Source organism: Streptomyces sp. NPDC104106 (genome assembly GCF_055584345.1).
Map to the genome: position 1 here is coordinate 13,207 of NZ_JBVJMF010000006.1, position 13,283 is coordinate 26,489.

Sequence of the window (13,283 nt, forward strand, 5' to 3'; positions counted from 1 at the left end):
CTGACGGCTGGTTAGTGTCACGGCGTGATCAGCCGCCGGCCGGACCACTCGCCGGCCTCGCTCTGGGAGGGACCCGCGGATGGGGAGAAAGACGGTCACGGATGCGGCGTGCGGCGTGCTGTACGTGCTTCTGGTGCTGATTCTGCTGACGGGGGCGCCCCGGGGCCCCAGGGCCCTGCACGCCGTCGGGTCCCTGCTGGCGGTGGGCCTGCTGGCCGGTGTGGTGCGGCGGCGGCCGCTGGTGGTCCTGGCCCTGACCCTGGTCGGGGCCACCGCCGTGGTGGTCGTTCCGCCGCGCCCGGCCATCGCGGCGCTGACGCTGTCGTACCAGGCCGCGTTTCTGTCGTTCCTGGCGGCGGACCTCGTGCTGGGGTACATCGTCGCAACCCGCTCGCGGCGCGTCTGCGCGGTCGCCGTGGGGCTGGCGTTCACGGTGCAGCTGCTGGTGATCGGCTCTTTCTCGCACGGGGACTATTCGATCCTCAACGGTGTGATCGGTCTGCTGGCCCTGGTCGCGTCCGGCATGGTCGGGCTGCTGCTGCGTGAGCGCCGCGAGCACACCACGGCTCTGCGCGCCAAGGAGGTGGCGGAGGCCGTCACGGCCGAACGGCTGCGGATTGCACGGGAGTTGCACGACATGGTCGCGCACAGCATCGGCATCGTCACCATCCAGGCCGGGGTGGCCGGCCGGGTCATCGACACCCAGCCCGAGGCGGCGCGCGAGGCGCTGCGGGCCATCGAGACCACCACCCGGCAGACGCTGTCCGGGCTGCGGCGCACCCTGGTGGCGCTCCGCAGGGCCGACCCGGACCGGGCGGCCGCCGCGGGCGGCGGGCAGGAGTCGCCGGCGCCCTCGCCGGGGCTCGGGGATCTCGACCGGCTGGCGGCGGCGACCGCCGACGCGGGGGTCCGGGTCGAGGTGTCCGTCGGCGGGGAGCCGCGGCCCCTGCCGGCCGACCTCGATCTGGCCGCCTACCGTATCGTGCAGGAGGCGTTGACCAACGTGGTCCGCCACGCGGGCACCGGGTCCTGCCGGGTGGCCGTCGACTACGGGGACGAGGAGCTGACGGTGGAGGTCGTCGACGACGGGCGGGGCGCCACCGCGCCCCGCCGGGGGCACGGCTTCGGCATCATCGGCATGCGGGAGCGGGCGGAGCTGCTGCGCGGCCGGCTCAGCGCCGGGCCACGGCCCGAGGGCGGTTACCGGGTGGCGGCGCGGCTGCCGCTGCCGCAGACCGTCGTGGCCGGGGCGGAGGCACGATGAGCATCCGGGTCGTCCTCGCCGACGACCAGCCGCTGGTGCGGTCCGGGCTGCGCGTCCTCATGGCCGATCACCCCGACCTGGAGGTCGTCGGTGAGGCCGCCACCGGTGACGAGGCGGTCCGTCTGACCGAGGAACTCGGCCCCGATGTCGTCGTGATGGACATCAGGATGCCCGGCATGGACGGCATCGAGGCCACCCGGCGGATCACCGCCGGCCCCGCGGCGGCCCGGGTCCTCGTCCTGACCACGTTCGACGAGGATGACCACGTGTACGGCGCGTTGCGGGCGGGCGCCGGCGGCTTCGTCGTCAAGGACATGGCACTGGACGACATCCTCGGCGCGATCCGGGTCGTCGCCGCCGGAGACGCCCTGATCGCGCCCGGGGTGACCCGCCGTCTGATCGCGGACTTCGTCGGCCGTCCCACGGCCGCCCCGCGGCGCCCGGCACGGCGGCTGGGCGGCATCACCGAGCGGGAGCGGGAGGTGCTGACCCTCATCGGGCGCGGTCGCTCGAACACCGAGATCGCGCAGGACCTCGGCATCACGGTCGCCACCGCCAAGTCGCACGTCTCACGCCTTTTCACCAAGCTGGACGCCCGCGACCGGGTGCAGTTGGTGATCACTGCGTACGAGGCAGGGCTGATCGAGCCGTACTGAGCACTGGCACGGCACCGCGGGAAAGCGGGCGCGCAGGACGCGCTCTCCACTCGGCCGCAGCCCGGCGGCGATCATCAGGCCGCCCTCCGCGGCGGTCCCAGGAGACCGGAAGTCTGCTCGGCCGTCCGGGACGTGGGCGTGGGCGCCCTGTGCCGTCGGTCCTCGCTGACGTCGCCGAAGCGGGCGGTCCACGCAGCCGGGCACGGGCCCTTGCGACCCGCTCGGCGACGGGTTCCTCCCTGCCGTTCACCGGCCCGGCGCCCCATACTGATCCGTGCCGGTCCCTGTCGTCCCCCACCATCAGGCCGGCCGCGGCGCCGGCCACGCGTCGCGGCCGACCGGGAAGCTTAAGAGATGGCCGAAGACACCCAACAGCCGAGCGCCGCCCCGCCGTCGGGGGCGTTCGAGGCGGATCGGTCCGCCGAGGTCGTCGTGGCGAGCTTCGCCGGCACGGCCGACGAACGCCTGGAGGAGATCCTCGCCTCCCTGGTGCGGCACACGCACGCCTTCGTCAAGGAGGTGGGGCTGACCACCGAGGAGTGGGCCGCGGGCATCCGCTTCCTCACCGAGACCGGGCACATGTGTGACGGCACCCGGCAGGAGTTCATCCTGCTCTCCGATGTGCTGGGGGTGTCGATGCTGGTCGACGCGGTGAACCACCCGGCCGACGGCGGGGTCACCGAGTCGACTGTGGAGGGCCCGTTCCACCTGGTCGACTCGCCGCCGCGCGCCCTCGGCGACACCATCGACGAGGCGGCCCGGGGCGGTGAGCCGTGCCTGGTCACCGGCCGGGTCACGGACACCGGCGGGCGGCCGGTGGCGGGCGCTCACATCGATGTGTGGCAGGCCGACGCGGACGGCTTCTACGACGTGCAACGGCCCGGTGAGGTCCCGGAGCGCAATCTGCGCGGGCTGTTCACCGCCGACGACGACGGGCGGTTCTGGTTCCGCTCCATCGTGCCGCGCCACTACCCCGTGCCCGTCGACGGTCCGGTGGGCGGCCTGCTCAAGGCCACCGGGCGACCCGCGTACCGGGCCGCGCACCTGCATGTGGAGGTGTCCGCGCCCGGCGTCCGCACCCTGACCACCCATGTCTTCGTCGCCGGCTCCCCCTACCTGGGCTCCGACGCCGTCTTCGGTGTCAAGGAGAGCCTCGTCCGCACGTTCACCGAGGTCGACGACCCGGCCCGGGCCGAGGAGTACGGCCTGCCCAGCCCGTTCCGCCACGTCGACTTCCCCGTCACCGTCCGGCGCGAGGCGGGCCCGTGACCGGGGCGCAGCCGGACCCGTGTCCGGAGCCGGAGCAGCGGGGCACCGGCAGCCCACCTTCTCCGACCGGAGGTACGGCCGTGTCCGAGCGCGGCATCGGGCCTGTCACCGTCCACACCTCGCCGCCCTCCCGGGTCCTGCTGGGCGCCGGCGCCCGGCACGCCGTACCCGAGGAGACCGAACGGCTCGGCTCACGCCGGGTGTTGCTCGTCGCGTCGGGCTCGGCCCGGTGTGCCGCCGACGAGCTGGCCCGGTCCCTCGGTCCCCGTCTGGCGGGGCGCTTCGACGGGCCCGTGGCGCACACCCCGGTCGCCGTGACCGACCAGGCGCTGAAGCTGCTGCGCGCCGCGGACGCCGACAGCGTGGTGGCTCTCGGCGGCGGCTCGGCCGTCGGCCTCGGCAAGGCGCTGTCGGCCCGTACGGGACTCCCCCAGGTGGCCGTTCCCACCACCTATGCCGGGTCCGAGGTGACCCCGGTCCTCGGCGAGACGAAGGACGGCGTGAAGACGACCCGTCGTGATCCGGCCATCGCCCCGGGCACGGTCGTCTACGACCCGGAGCTGACCCTCGGCATGCCGCCCGGCCTCACCCTGACCAGCGCGCTCAACGCCCTGGCCCACGCGGTCGAGGCCCTGTGGGCGCCGAACGCGACCGCCGTGAGCGACGCCCTGGCCACCGAGGGCGCCGGCGGCGTCCTGACCGCCCTGCCCGAGGTGCTCGCGCATCCCGGCGCACTCCCCGGCCGGGAACGCCTCCAGCAGTCCGCCTGGCTCGCCGGGCTCTGCCTGGCCCAGACCCGGATGGGACTGCACCATCAGCTCGCCCACGCCCTCGGCGGCACCTTCGGCCTGCCGCACGCCGAACTCCACGCCCTGCTGCTCCCGCACGTCCTCGCCTTCAACCTGCCCTGCGCGCCGAAGGCCGCCGTCCGGCTGGCGCGGATCACCGGCGGTGACCCGGTGACGGTCATCGGCGAGCTGTCCCACCGCCACACGGGCCCGACCACCCTCGGCGCCCTCGGCGTACCGCGCGACGGGCTCCGGGCCGTCGCCGAGCGGGTCGCCGCCCAGCCCTATCCCAACCCGCGCACCCCGGACGTGGCGGCGGTGACGCGGCTGCTGGAGAGCGCCTGGTGAGCCCTGGCGGGCCGGGCCGTCGGGACTGCCACGGCGCTCCCCGCCCGGTGAGCGGTCACCGGGTCGGGAGAAACATCAAGGTCAGGGGCGTGTAGTGATGGAAACACCCCGGGCGGCGTAGGGACAACCCCCGGTGCGGGACGGTGACTGGCAGGCTGTTTCGGCGCTCCCGCCGTTCGCAGACTCGTCTGCATGACGCTTTCCACCGACACCTCCGCCGCGGCCGACGCCCCAGCCGCCCGCTCCCGTACGTCCGGCCCGGGGGCCGGCAGCGACTTCGCCCGGCTGTCCCGGCGCATCGCCGAGGCGGGCCTGCTGGAGCGGCGCCCCGGCTACTACACGGCACGGCTCGGTCTGGTGATCGCGCTGCTGGCCGCCGGCTGGGGTACCTTCGTCGCGCTCGGCGACACCTGGTGGCAACTGGCGGTGGCCGCCTTCCTGGCGCTGATGTTCGGGCAAGTGGCCCTTGTGGCCCATGACTTGGCCCATCGTCAGGTGTTCCGCAGTGCCCGGCGCAGTGATATCTGGGGCCGGCTCTTCGGCAACCTCGGCATCGGCATGAGCTACGGCTGGTGGATGAACAAGCACACCCGCCATCACGCCAACCCCAACCACGAGGAACTCGACCCCGATGTCTCCCCGGACATCCTGGTGTGGTCCACCGGCCAGGCCCGCGACAGCCGCGGACTGGCCCGGCTGATCGGCGGCCACCAGGCCCTGCTCTTCTTCCCCCTGCTGACGCTGGAGGGGTTCAACCTGCATGTCTCCAGCGTGCGGGCGCTGCGCTCGCCGTCGATGAAGAAGCGGTGGCTGGAGGGCACCCTGCTGTTCGTGCACATGGCGGCCTATGTGTCGGCCCTGTTCCTGGTGCTCTCGCCCGGCAGGGCGGTGGCGTTCCTCGCCGTCCACCAGTGCCTGTTCGGTGTCTACCTCGGCTGCACCTTCGCGCCGAACCACAAGGGCATGCCCACCCTCACCGGCGACGAGCGCCCGGACTTCCTGCGCCGCCAGGTGCTCACCTCCCGCGATGTGCGCGGCGGCCTGCTCACCGACGTGATGCTCGGCGGACTCAACCACCAGATCGAGCACCACCTGTTCCCGAACATGCCCACGCCGCACCTGCGCCGGGCGAAGGTCATCGTGCGCCAGTACTGCGCGGAGATCGGCGTGCCGTACCACGAGACGGGGCTCGTCCAGTCCTACCGCGAAGCCCTGACGCACATGCACCGGGTGGGAGAGCCCATCAGGCGGTGGCGCAAGGCGGCCTGACGAGGCATCAGGGGGAGGGTCGCCGGACGTCGGCGGGCCCGACGACGGCGAAGGCGGTCACGCGGGTGCCGACGGCGGGGATGAACCCGGGTGCGGACGCGGACAGGGCGAGCACCAGTTCCTCTCGGATGTGGCGGACGAACTGCCGCAGGCTCAGCCCGGTGCGTACCTTCCGCACCACCGCGAGCAGCAGGAGGGAGGTGCCGGCGAACGCCCCGGCGCCGCTCTCGGGCGGCGAGTGCGGCGCGACCCGAGCGGGACGGATCGGCGTGCCTGCCGTCGCCGGGCCGCCGCACCAGGTGGCCCGCGACCAGGCCGATCACCAGGGCGAACGTGTCACCGCCTCGAACCAGAGCGGCGCCTTGACCCCGCGGAACAGCATGGGTGCGCAGCCATTCTGCGAGCCGGCTTCCGTCACGCGGCCGGGCGAAGGCACGAACCTGAAGCTCAGGCCGGGCGGGCGCGCGCGCAGGCGCCGGTGCGGTGGCTCGCGGCGAAGCGGGACGGCGGCATGCCGAAGGCGCGGGTGAAGGCGGCCGTCAGTGCGGCGGGCGAGGCGTAGCCGAGGCGGCCGGAGACCTCGGTGACCGAGGCCGTGCGCAACAGCGGGACGGCGGCGAGCAGCCGTGCCCGGGTCCGCCAGACCGCCGGGCTCTCGCCGGTCTCGACGCGGAAGCGCCGGGTGAAGGCCCGCTCGCTCATGGCCGTCCGCACGGCCCACTCGGTGTTGGTGACGCCGGCGTCCGGGGCGGCCAGGCAGGCGCGGCAGATCTCCGCCAGGTCGGGGGCGGCGGGGACCGCCACGTGGAACGGGAGCGGGGCACGGGCGGCGATCTCGTGCAGCAGCAGCTCTACGACGCACCCCTCCCGGCCGGAGAGGCGGTAGTCGGCCGCGAACTCCACGGCGGCCAGGAGAAGTTCGCGCAGCAGCGGGGGCACGTCCACGACCGTGCAGGTGGCCGGCCACCACGGCACGGCGCCCGGTTCGATGTACAGGCTGCGGGTGCTCACGCCGTCCGTCGGCCAGGGGCGCGCCGCCGAGCAGGGTGTCGAGCACGTTGCCGCGGTCCGAGCGCAGCCGCTCGGGGTCCCGGTAGGCGGCGGTCACGTCGGCGTAGCGGGTCAGCGACCAGAATCCGCGGCGTCCGGCCCGCGCCGGCTGCCAGTACAGGGGGTCCTCGGTGCGCAGCCGGCGCCACAGCTCGCCGAGGTCCTGTTCCGCGTGCAGCCCGGGGTCGGTCAGATCGAGGTCCGCGAGCGTCCGCATGCGACGTCCTGCCTTTCCAAGGTCGGGGTCAGACGGGCGGGCGGCAGCGCGCCAGACCGGCCCGAGCACGGCGGCGACGCGGGCGAGCGGAGCGACGTCGAGCATCCGGTGGTGGCCGCAGTCGAGGTCGTACGAGGTGACCGGGCCGGTGCAGTACGGCTGCCACGCCGCCGGATCGGCGCCGCCGCCGTCCTGTGCGGCGGCCCGGAAGCACACCGCCCCGAGCGACCAGCCGAGCAGCCGGTAGGGGCCGTGCGGTTGGACCGAGCGCACCGACTCCACGTGCGCGCGGACGAGGCCGGCCGGCGCGTGGGGGGCCGCGTCCGGGGTCGTGAGGCGGGGCACTTGGAGGCCGTACACGGGCAGGTCCGGGTCGAGGTGCGGGAGCAGCCGGGCGTACGGCCAGGCGAGGCCGCTCGCCGCGTGGACGCAGAACAGCGGGCTCGGGAGCGGCCCTTGGCACAGGGGCAGCAGCGGGCCGAGGCCGGCGTCCGGGTGTTCGGCGCCGAGCCTGCGGGCCAGTGCCGTGACGGTGGGCGCTTCGAAGAGTGTGCGGACGGACAGCCCGGTTCCGGTCACCGCCCGGATCCGGGCGACCAGCCGGGTGGCGAGCAGCGAGTCGCCGCCGAGGTCGAAGAAGGAGTCGCCGGGGTCGGGACACGGTACGCCGAGGGCCTCGGCGAAGAGCTGGCCGACGATCTCCTCGCGGGGGTCGGGCGGCACCGGCGCCGACCGGGCCGGGGCGGGCGGCGCGGGCAGGGCGGCGCGGTCGAGTTTGCCGTGCGGGGTGAGCGGGAGCCGGTCGAGCGTCACGACCGTGGCGGGGACGAGGTGGCCGGGCAGCAGGGACCGCAGCCGGCCCCGCAACTCCCTCTGCTCGAAGGGGACTTCCGGGCCTACGGGGACCACGTACGCGGTCAGCCGCCGGTCCCCGGCCCGCGCCTCGTCCGCGGAGACCGTCTGGAGCCGCGCCGTGCTGTCGAGGTGGACGACGGCCGGGATCCTCCTCGAGCCATGGGGGGCGCACCTCGTGTTCGAAGAGCATGTGTACCACAGGTGACAGATCATGGACCTGACTCTTTTGCGCCCCTGGTGACGCCCCCTCGGACAGGGCAGCGGGCCCCGCCGGTGTGCACCGGCGGGGCCCGCTGCCCGGGAACTCCGGGAGGCTTGCGCGCGCTGCCCGGGGTCAGTCCGTGCCGGACTCCATCGCGGCGCGGTCGAGCAGCTGGTCCTCTTCCTCGGGGGCCTCGCCGCGCGAGGCGATCGCCTCGGCGCCGCCGTGGGCCATCGCGCCGATCAGTCCCGTCGACGCCGCCTGCGCCGCGCCGATCAGCGCCGGGTGCTCGGTGCCGACCATGCCCAGACCGGCGTACTGCTCGAGCCGCGCACGGGAGTCGGCGATGTCGAGGTTGCGCATGGTGAGCTGGCCGATCCGGTCGGACGGGCCGAAGGCCGAGTCCTCGGTGCGCTCCATGGACAGCTTGTCCGGGTGGTAGCTGAACGCCGGGCCCGTGGTGTCCAGGATCGAGTAGTCCTCACCGCGCCGCAGCCGCAGCGTCACCTCGCCGGTGACCGCCACGCCGACCCAGCGCTGCAGCGACTCACGGATCATGAGCGCCTGCGGGTCCAGCCAGCGGCCCTCGTACATGAGCCGGCCGAGCTTGCGGCCCTCGGCGTGGTACTGGGCGAGGGTGTCCTCGTTGTGGATCGCGTTGACCAGACGCTCGTAGGCCGCGTGCAGCAGCGCCATGCCGGGCGCCTCGTAGATGCCGCGGCTCTTGGCCTCGATGATCCGGTTCTCGATCTGGTCCGACATGCCGAGTCCGTGCCGGCCGCCGACGGCGTTGGCCTCCATGACCAGCTCGACCGGCGAGGCGAACTCCTTGCCGTTGATCGTCACGGGGCGGCCCTGGTCGAAGCCGATCGTCACGTCCTCGACGGCGATCTCCACCGACGGGTCCCAGAACCGCACGCCCATGATCGGCTCAACGGTCTCCACGCCGTTGTCCAGGTGCTCCAGGGTCTTCGCCTCGTGGGTGGCGCCCCAGATGTTGGCGTCGGTCGAGTACGCCTTCTCCGTGCTGTCGCGGTACGGCAGACCGTGCGCGAGCAGCCACTCCGACATCTCCTTGCGGCCGCCCAGCTCGGTCACGAAGTCGGCGTCCAGCCAGGGCTTGTAGATCCGCAGGTGCGGGTTGGCGAGCAGGCCGTAGCGGTAGAACCGCTCGATGTCGTTGCCCTTGAAGGTGGAGCCGTCGCCCCAGATCTGCACGTCGTCCTCGAGCATCGCGCGCACCAGCAGGGTGCCGGTGACGGCGCGGCCGAGGGGCGTGGTGTTGAAGTACGCGCGCCCGCCCGAGCGGATGTGGAACGCGCCGCACGCGAGTGCGGCGAGCCCTTCCTCGACCAGGGCCGCGCGGCAGTCGACCAGGCGCGCGATCTCGGCACCGTAGGTCGTCGCACGGCCCGGCACGGAGGCGATGTCGGGCTCGTCGTACTGGCCGATGTCGGCGGTGTAGGTGCACGGAACGGCACCCTTGTCGCGCATCCACGCGACGGCGACCGACGTGTCGAGGCCGCCGGAGAAGGCGATGCCGACGCGCTCGCCGACCGGAAGGGAGGTGAGGACCTTGGACATAGGAAGAGTATGCACTATTCCGTATGGCCATGCATAGTCGGGGCGCCGATCCGGTGCGGACGGGCGCCCACCCGGCCCTTCGGCCCAGAGCGCGCCGGCCCCGTCGGGGCTGAGCGCGCGGGGCCGTCAGCCTCGCGCCAGCTCGCCGAGCAGCTTCCAGGTGCGGCGCTGGTCCGCCGCACCACCCAGGTCGGTCGCGGTGAACACCACCTCGGTCGCTCCGGCCTCGCGATAGCGGCGTACCTCCGCGGCGACGGTCTCCTCGTCGCCGATGGCCGCCAGGTCGGCGGCCCGGGTGGCGCCCGACAGCCCGATGACCCGCTGGTAGGAGGGGAACCGCTCGTAGAAGGCGAGTGACTCGGTGGCCCGCTCCCGTACCGTCTCGACGTCGGAGGTGACCACGCCGGGGACGAAGGCCACGATCCGGGGCGCCGGCCGGCCCGCCGCCTCGGCCGCTGCCGTGACCGCCGGGACGATGTGCTCGGCCAGTGCGCGCGGGCCGGCCAGGAGCGGAAGGATGCCGTCGGCCAGCTCACCGGAGACCCGCAGGGCCCGCGGCCCCATGGCCGCGACCAGGAGCGGCACCGGCGGCGCGGCGCCCGGCACCGCGGCCGGCAGCGGCGTGGTGGCGGTCAGCAGCTCGCCGTGGAAGTCGGCGCTGCCGGTCTCCAGGAGCGGGCGCAGGGCGGTGAGGAACTCACGGAGCCGGGCGACCGGACGCTCGTGCGGGATGCCGAAACCGGTCTCGGTCAGGTGCTGGGTGCCGAGCGCGAGCCCGAGGTGGTAGCGGCCGCCGGTGGCGGCCTGCGCGGTCTGCGCCTGGCCGGAGACGATCAGCGGATGGCGGCCGAAGACGGGGATCGCGGCGGTGCCGACCTGAAGGCCGGGCACCTCGCGCCCGACGATCGCGGCCAGCATCGGGGAGTCGTAGGTGAAGGTCTGCCCGAACCACGCCGAGCGCACCCCGGCCGCATGGGCTTCCCGGGCCTCGCGCACCACGGTGTCGATCGGGTTCTGGACGGAGAAGGCTGCTCCCATGGTCATGGTCGGGGCAACCGGCGCACGGGGTACGGGAATTCCGGCCCCCGCATGACGAACTCATGACGGCCGTGTGACAGCGCCCTCCGCCCCGGGCCGAGCACAGATCGCGCAGCGCGGCGGCGCGTCGGCGCGGGACGGCGGGCACCTCGGACAGCGGCCGGGGCGGTGCCTCGTCGCGCCCGGTCACACGGGTGACAGGCAGGGCGAGCGTGTGCCCCGGCTCGTCCCGGCGCGCCATGAGGGTGGGGATGACAAGACGTTCGCCGAGCGGAGGGCGATCAGCTCGGTGTCGGGCTCGCCGCGCGCGATCCGGCAGAGGGGACAGTCACCGCTCGTCGCCGCAGCTCCCGCTCCGCGCGTGCGCCGCAGACGGTCCTGGGGGCTCGGTCGCCGGGATGCCGGCGATCGGGGCGGTCGCGGCGGTGGGGACCGCGGCCATCAGCCGCGCGACGTCGATCTCGATGCTGCTGTCGGGCCGGCCGCTGCCGCAGTGCACCCGGCCCAGGCCGCCGACACTCTCGTCGAACACCACGAGCGCGCCGGGCTCGCCGGACACCGGGCACACCCCGCCGGGCCGCATCCCGGCCCTGGCCAGCCGCTCGGCGCCGGCCGGCGCGAGGTCGGTGCGGCGGATGCCGGCCGCCCGGGCCAGCGCGCCGTACCGCAGGCGGGCGTGACCCGGCACGGCCGCCAGCACCAGCCGGTCGTCGGGGGTGACGAACGCCAGGGTCTTCACGGTCCGCTCCAGCGGGACGCCGAGCGCGGCGCAGACCTCCACGGCGTCGACCACACCGGGATGCTCATGGACACGGAACGGCGCGCCGAGCGCGCCGAGCACGGCGAGCGGTCCGGTCGATGCGGGTTCGTTCATCCCACGGAGACTACCGGCGCGACAAGGGGAGTTGGCCACGGCATGGCGGTCGGCCGCCTGGCCCCCGGCTGCCGGCGGGGACGGCGCGGACCGTCGGCACCGGCAGGACCGACCGCCACCGGCCTGCGCCCCGCGGTTGTCCGACGCCCGGACCCCGGGCCGTCGCCCCCGTCACCGTGCGGGGTCTCGGCGCCCCCTGACACCCTCCGCGACAGCCAGGTCGAACGCCTGCGTGACCGCGCCGGGGATGTCGGTGACCGGGAAGAGTATGTGCCGTACGGTGCGGTCGGGGCCGATGACGAGGATGAGCCGTTTGACGCGCAGGGCCTGCCCGGCCCGGAAGGTCGGCAGGCGCAGCGCGGCGGTGAGCCGCAGCTGGGCATCGGACAGCAGGGGAAAAGGCAGGTCCTCGGCGCGGGCGAAGGCGGCCTGTTCCTCGGGGGTCTGGGTGCTCACGCCGTGGACCGCGATGCCGGCGGCCTCGAAGCGCGGCCACGCCGCGCGGAACTGGCGGTTCTCCAGCGTGCAGCCTGCGCTGCCCGGAATCGGGGGGCCGGCCAGGTCGGCGGGGACCCCGGGGATGCCGGCGGCGGGGTATGCGAACAGCACCGTGGCACGAGGGGCCTCGGCCACGGGATCGCGCGTGTGGCCGTCGGTCGCGGGCAGCCGGAGCCCGGCCGGGACGGTCTCACCGACGAGCGACGCCACCCGCTGCGCCTCGGCGCCGTCGCCGGGGGCCTCGCCCGTGAGCGTGCCGTCGCCGAGGAGCCAGCGGTCGGCCCAGTCCTGGAGCGACACCAGGACCGGCACCAGTCCGCGGCCCCGCTCGGTCAGGACGTACTCGTAGCGGGGCGGCCGGTCCTGATAGGGGCGCCGCTCCAGCACCTGGTGCCCGGTCAGGGTGCGCAGCCGCTCGGTGAGGATCTTCCGGGAGACGCCCAGTTCGCCGGCGAGCTGATCGAAGCGCACATGCCCGCGGGCGATCTCGCGCAGGACGAGCAGGCTCCACCAGTCGCCCACCACCGCCGCGGCCTGCGCGATGCCGCAGGCGTCGTCGGCCACCCGCCGTGCACTCACCGTCGTGCTCCCAGAAAAGACCGTTGACAGGCTGTCGGACCCCCATAGTAGGTTCCGTTTCAGAACTTAGTGAGTATCGAAAGGGAACCCACTGTGTCTCAGCGGACGTGGACCGCCGTCGACGACTACTTCAACGGTCTGCTCGTGCACGAGGACGACGCCCTTCGCGCGGCGGCCGCCGAGAGCGAGGCCGCGGGGCTGCCACCCATCCAAGTGGCTCCCAACCAGGGCAAGTTGCTGCACCTGCTCGCCCGGATCCGGGGTGCCCGCAGCATCCTGGAGATCGGCACCCTCGGCGGCTACAGCACCATCTGGCTGGCCCGGGCGCTGCCGGACGACGGCCGTCTCGTCACACTGGAGAGCGACCCGCACTGCGCCGCCGTCGCCGCGGCCAACATCGCCCGGGCGGGGCTGGACCACATCGTCGACATCCGCGTCGGCAAGGCCCTGGACTCCCTGCCCCGGCTCGCGGCCGAGGGAGCGGGCCCGTTCGACCTGGTCTTCATCGACGCGGACAAGCCGTCCAACCCCGAGTACCTGCGGTGGTCCCTCCGGCTCACCCGGCCCGGCAGCGTCATCGTCGGCGACAACGTCGTCCGCGAGGGCGCGGTCACCGACGCGGCGAGCGACGACCCGCGCGTCCAGGGGGTGCGCCGCTTCACCGAACTCATCGCGGAGCACCCGGAGTTGAGCGCCACCACCCTCCAGACGGTCGGCGGCAAGGGCTACGACGGCTTCACTCTGGCCATGGTCACCGGCGCCCCGGCGGCCGGGTGAGCGCGGCCCGGCCGG

The 13,283-nt window shown here is 74.1% G+C and carries 11 protein-coding genes and 2 pseudogenes; 6 read left to right on the plus strand and 7 right to left on the minus strand.

What is annotated here, in order from left to right:
- The first annotated feature begins 79 nt into the window (after nt 1-79).
- The 5 genes from ACZ60X_RS15895 to ACZ60X_RS15915 all read left to right on the plus strand — a co-directional run bounded on the left by ACZ60X_RS15895 (nt 80) and on the right by ACZ60X_RS15915 (nt 5,594).
- Nucleotides 80-1,264 carry a sensor histidine kinase gene (locus ACZ60X_RS15895; RefSeq protein ID WP_469598482.1) on the plus strand — a complete coding sequence of 395 codons (1,185 nt, stop codon included), beginning with the start codon at nt 80-82 and terminating at the stop codon, nt 1,262-1,264.
- Complete coding sequence (locus ACZ60X_RS15900; protein WP_469598484.1) at nt 1,261-1,920, plus strand: response regulator; 660 nt, start codon at nt 1,261-1,263, stop codon at nt 1,918-1,920. The genes ACZ60X_RS15895 and ACZ60X_RS15900 overlap by 4 nt, the downstream gene beginning before the upstream one ends.
- A gap of 354 nt (nt 1,921-2,274) precedes the next feature.
- The gene (locus ACZ60X_RS15905) at nt 2,275-3,189 is read left to right on the plus strand and encodes a dioxygenase family protein (RefSeq protein ID WP_469598486.1); all 915 of its coding nucleotides are present in this window, start codon (nt 2,275-2,277) and stop codon (nt 3,187-3,189) included.
- An 80-nt stretch (nt 3,190-3,269) separates the two neighbouring features.
- Nucleotides 3,270-4,325, plus strand: a complete 1,056-nt coding sequence (locus ACZ60X_RS15910) for a maleylacetate reductase (RefSeq protein ID WP_469598488.1) — start codon at nt 3,270-3,272, stop codon at nt 4,323-4,325.
- Nucleotides 4,326-4,517: 192 nt separating this feature from the next.
- Nucleotides 4,518-5,594 (plus strand): fatty acid desaturase family protein, encoded by a 1,077-nt coding sequence (locus ACZ60X_RS15915; protein ID WP_469598490.1) that lies wholly within the window; start codon nt 4,518-4,520, stop codon nt 5,592-5,594.
- A gap of 7 nt (nt 5,595-5,601) precedes the next feature.
- Here the strand turns inward: ACZ60X_RS15915 and ACZ60X_RS15920 are convergent, their stop codons facing one another.
- The 7 genes and pseudogenes from ACZ60X_RS15920 to ACZ60X_RS15950 all read right to left on the minus strand — a co-directional run bounded on the left by ACZ60X_RS15920 (nt 5,602) and on the right by ACZ60X_RS15950 (nt 12,491).
- The gene (locus ACZ60X_RS15920; RefSeq protein WP_469598492.1) at nt 5,602-5,772 is read right to left on the minus strand and encodes a hypothetical protein; all 171 of its coding nucleotides are present in this window, start codon (nt 5,770-5,772) and stop codon (nt 5,602-5,604) included.
- A gap of 269 nt (nt 5,773-6,041) precedes the next feature.
- A pseudogene (locus ACZ60X_RS15925) lies at nt 6,042-6,608 on the minus strand (helix-turn-helix domain-containing protein); the annotation flags it as partial.
- Nucleotides 6,609-7,086: 478 nt separating this feature from the next.
- Nucleotides 7,087-7,929, minus strand: a pseudogene (locus ACZ60X_RS15930) (phosphopantetheine-binding protein); the annotation flags it as partial.
- A gap of 121 nt (nt 7,930-8,050) precedes the next feature.
- Nucleotides 8,051-9,502 (minus strand): argininosuccinate synthase, encoded by a 1,452-nt coding sequence (argG, locus tag ACZ60X_RS15935; RefSeq protein WP_469598494.1) that lies wholly within the window; start codon nt 9,500-9,502, stop codon nt 8,051-8,053.
- A gap of 126 nt (nt 9,503-9,628) precedes the next feature.
- Nucleotides 9,629-10,546, minus strand: coding sequence for a TIGR03564 family F420-dependent LLM class oxidoreductase (locus ACZ60X_RS15940; RefSeq protein WP_469598496.1), 918 nt, complete (start codon nt 10,544-10,546; stop codon nt 9,629-9,631).
- Nucleotides 10,547-10,868: 322 nt separating this feature from the next.
- Entirely contained in the window at nt 10,869-11,414 is a 546-nt protein-coding gene (locus ACZ60X_RS15945) for an aminoacyl-tRNA deacylase (RefSeq protein ID WP_469598498.1), read from the minus strand.
- A gap of 171 nt (nt 11,415-11,585) precedes the next feature.
- Complete coding sequence (locus ACZ60X_RS15950; protein ID WP_469598500.1) at nt 11,586-12,491, minus strand: winged helix-turn-helix transcriptional regulator; 906 nt, start codon at nt 12,489-12,491, stop codon at nt 11,586-11,588.
- A 93-nt stretch (nt 12,492-12,584) separates the two neighbouring features.
- Here ACZ60X_RS15950 and ACZ60X_RS15955 point away from each other — a divergent pair, with 93 nt between their 5' ends.
- Nucleotides 12,585-13,268, plus strand: a complete 684-nt coding sequence (locus ACZ60X_RS15955) for an O-methyltransferase (RefSeq protein WP_469598503.1) — start codon at nt 12,585-12,587, stop codon at nt 13,266-13,268.
- The last annotated feature ends 15 nt before the right edge of the window (nt 13,269-13,283 follow it).

Coding starts and splice junctions, on each gene's coding strand:
- ACZ60X_RS15895 (WP_469598482.1), top strand. CDS start 80: ATGGGGAGAAAGACGGTCACGGATGCGGCGTGCGGCGTGCTGTACGTG.
- ACZ60X_RS15900 (WP_469598484.1), top strand. CDS start 1,261: ATGAGCATCCGGGTCGTCCTCGCCGACGACCAGCCGCTGGTGCGGTCC.
- ACZ60X_RS15905 (WP_469598486.1), top strand. CDS start 2,275: ATGGCCGAAGACACCCAACAGCCGAGCGCCGCCCCGCCGTCGGGGGCG.
- ACZ60X_RS15915 (WP_469598490.1), top strand. CDS start 4,518: ATGACGCTTTCCACCGACACCTCCGCCGCGGCCGACGCCCCAGCCGCC.
- argG (WP_469598494.1), bottom strand. CDS start 9,502: ATGTCCAAGGTCCTCACCTCCCTTCCGGTCGGCGAGCGCGTCGGCATC.
- ACZ60X_RS15940 (WP_469598496.1), bottom strand. CDS start 10,546: ATGACCATGGGAGCAGCCTTCTCCGTCCAGAACCCGATCGACACCGTG.
- ACZ60X_RS15945 (WP_469598498.1), bottom strand. CDS start 11,414: ATGAACGAACCCGCATCGACCGGACCGCTCGCCGTGCTCGGCGCGCTC.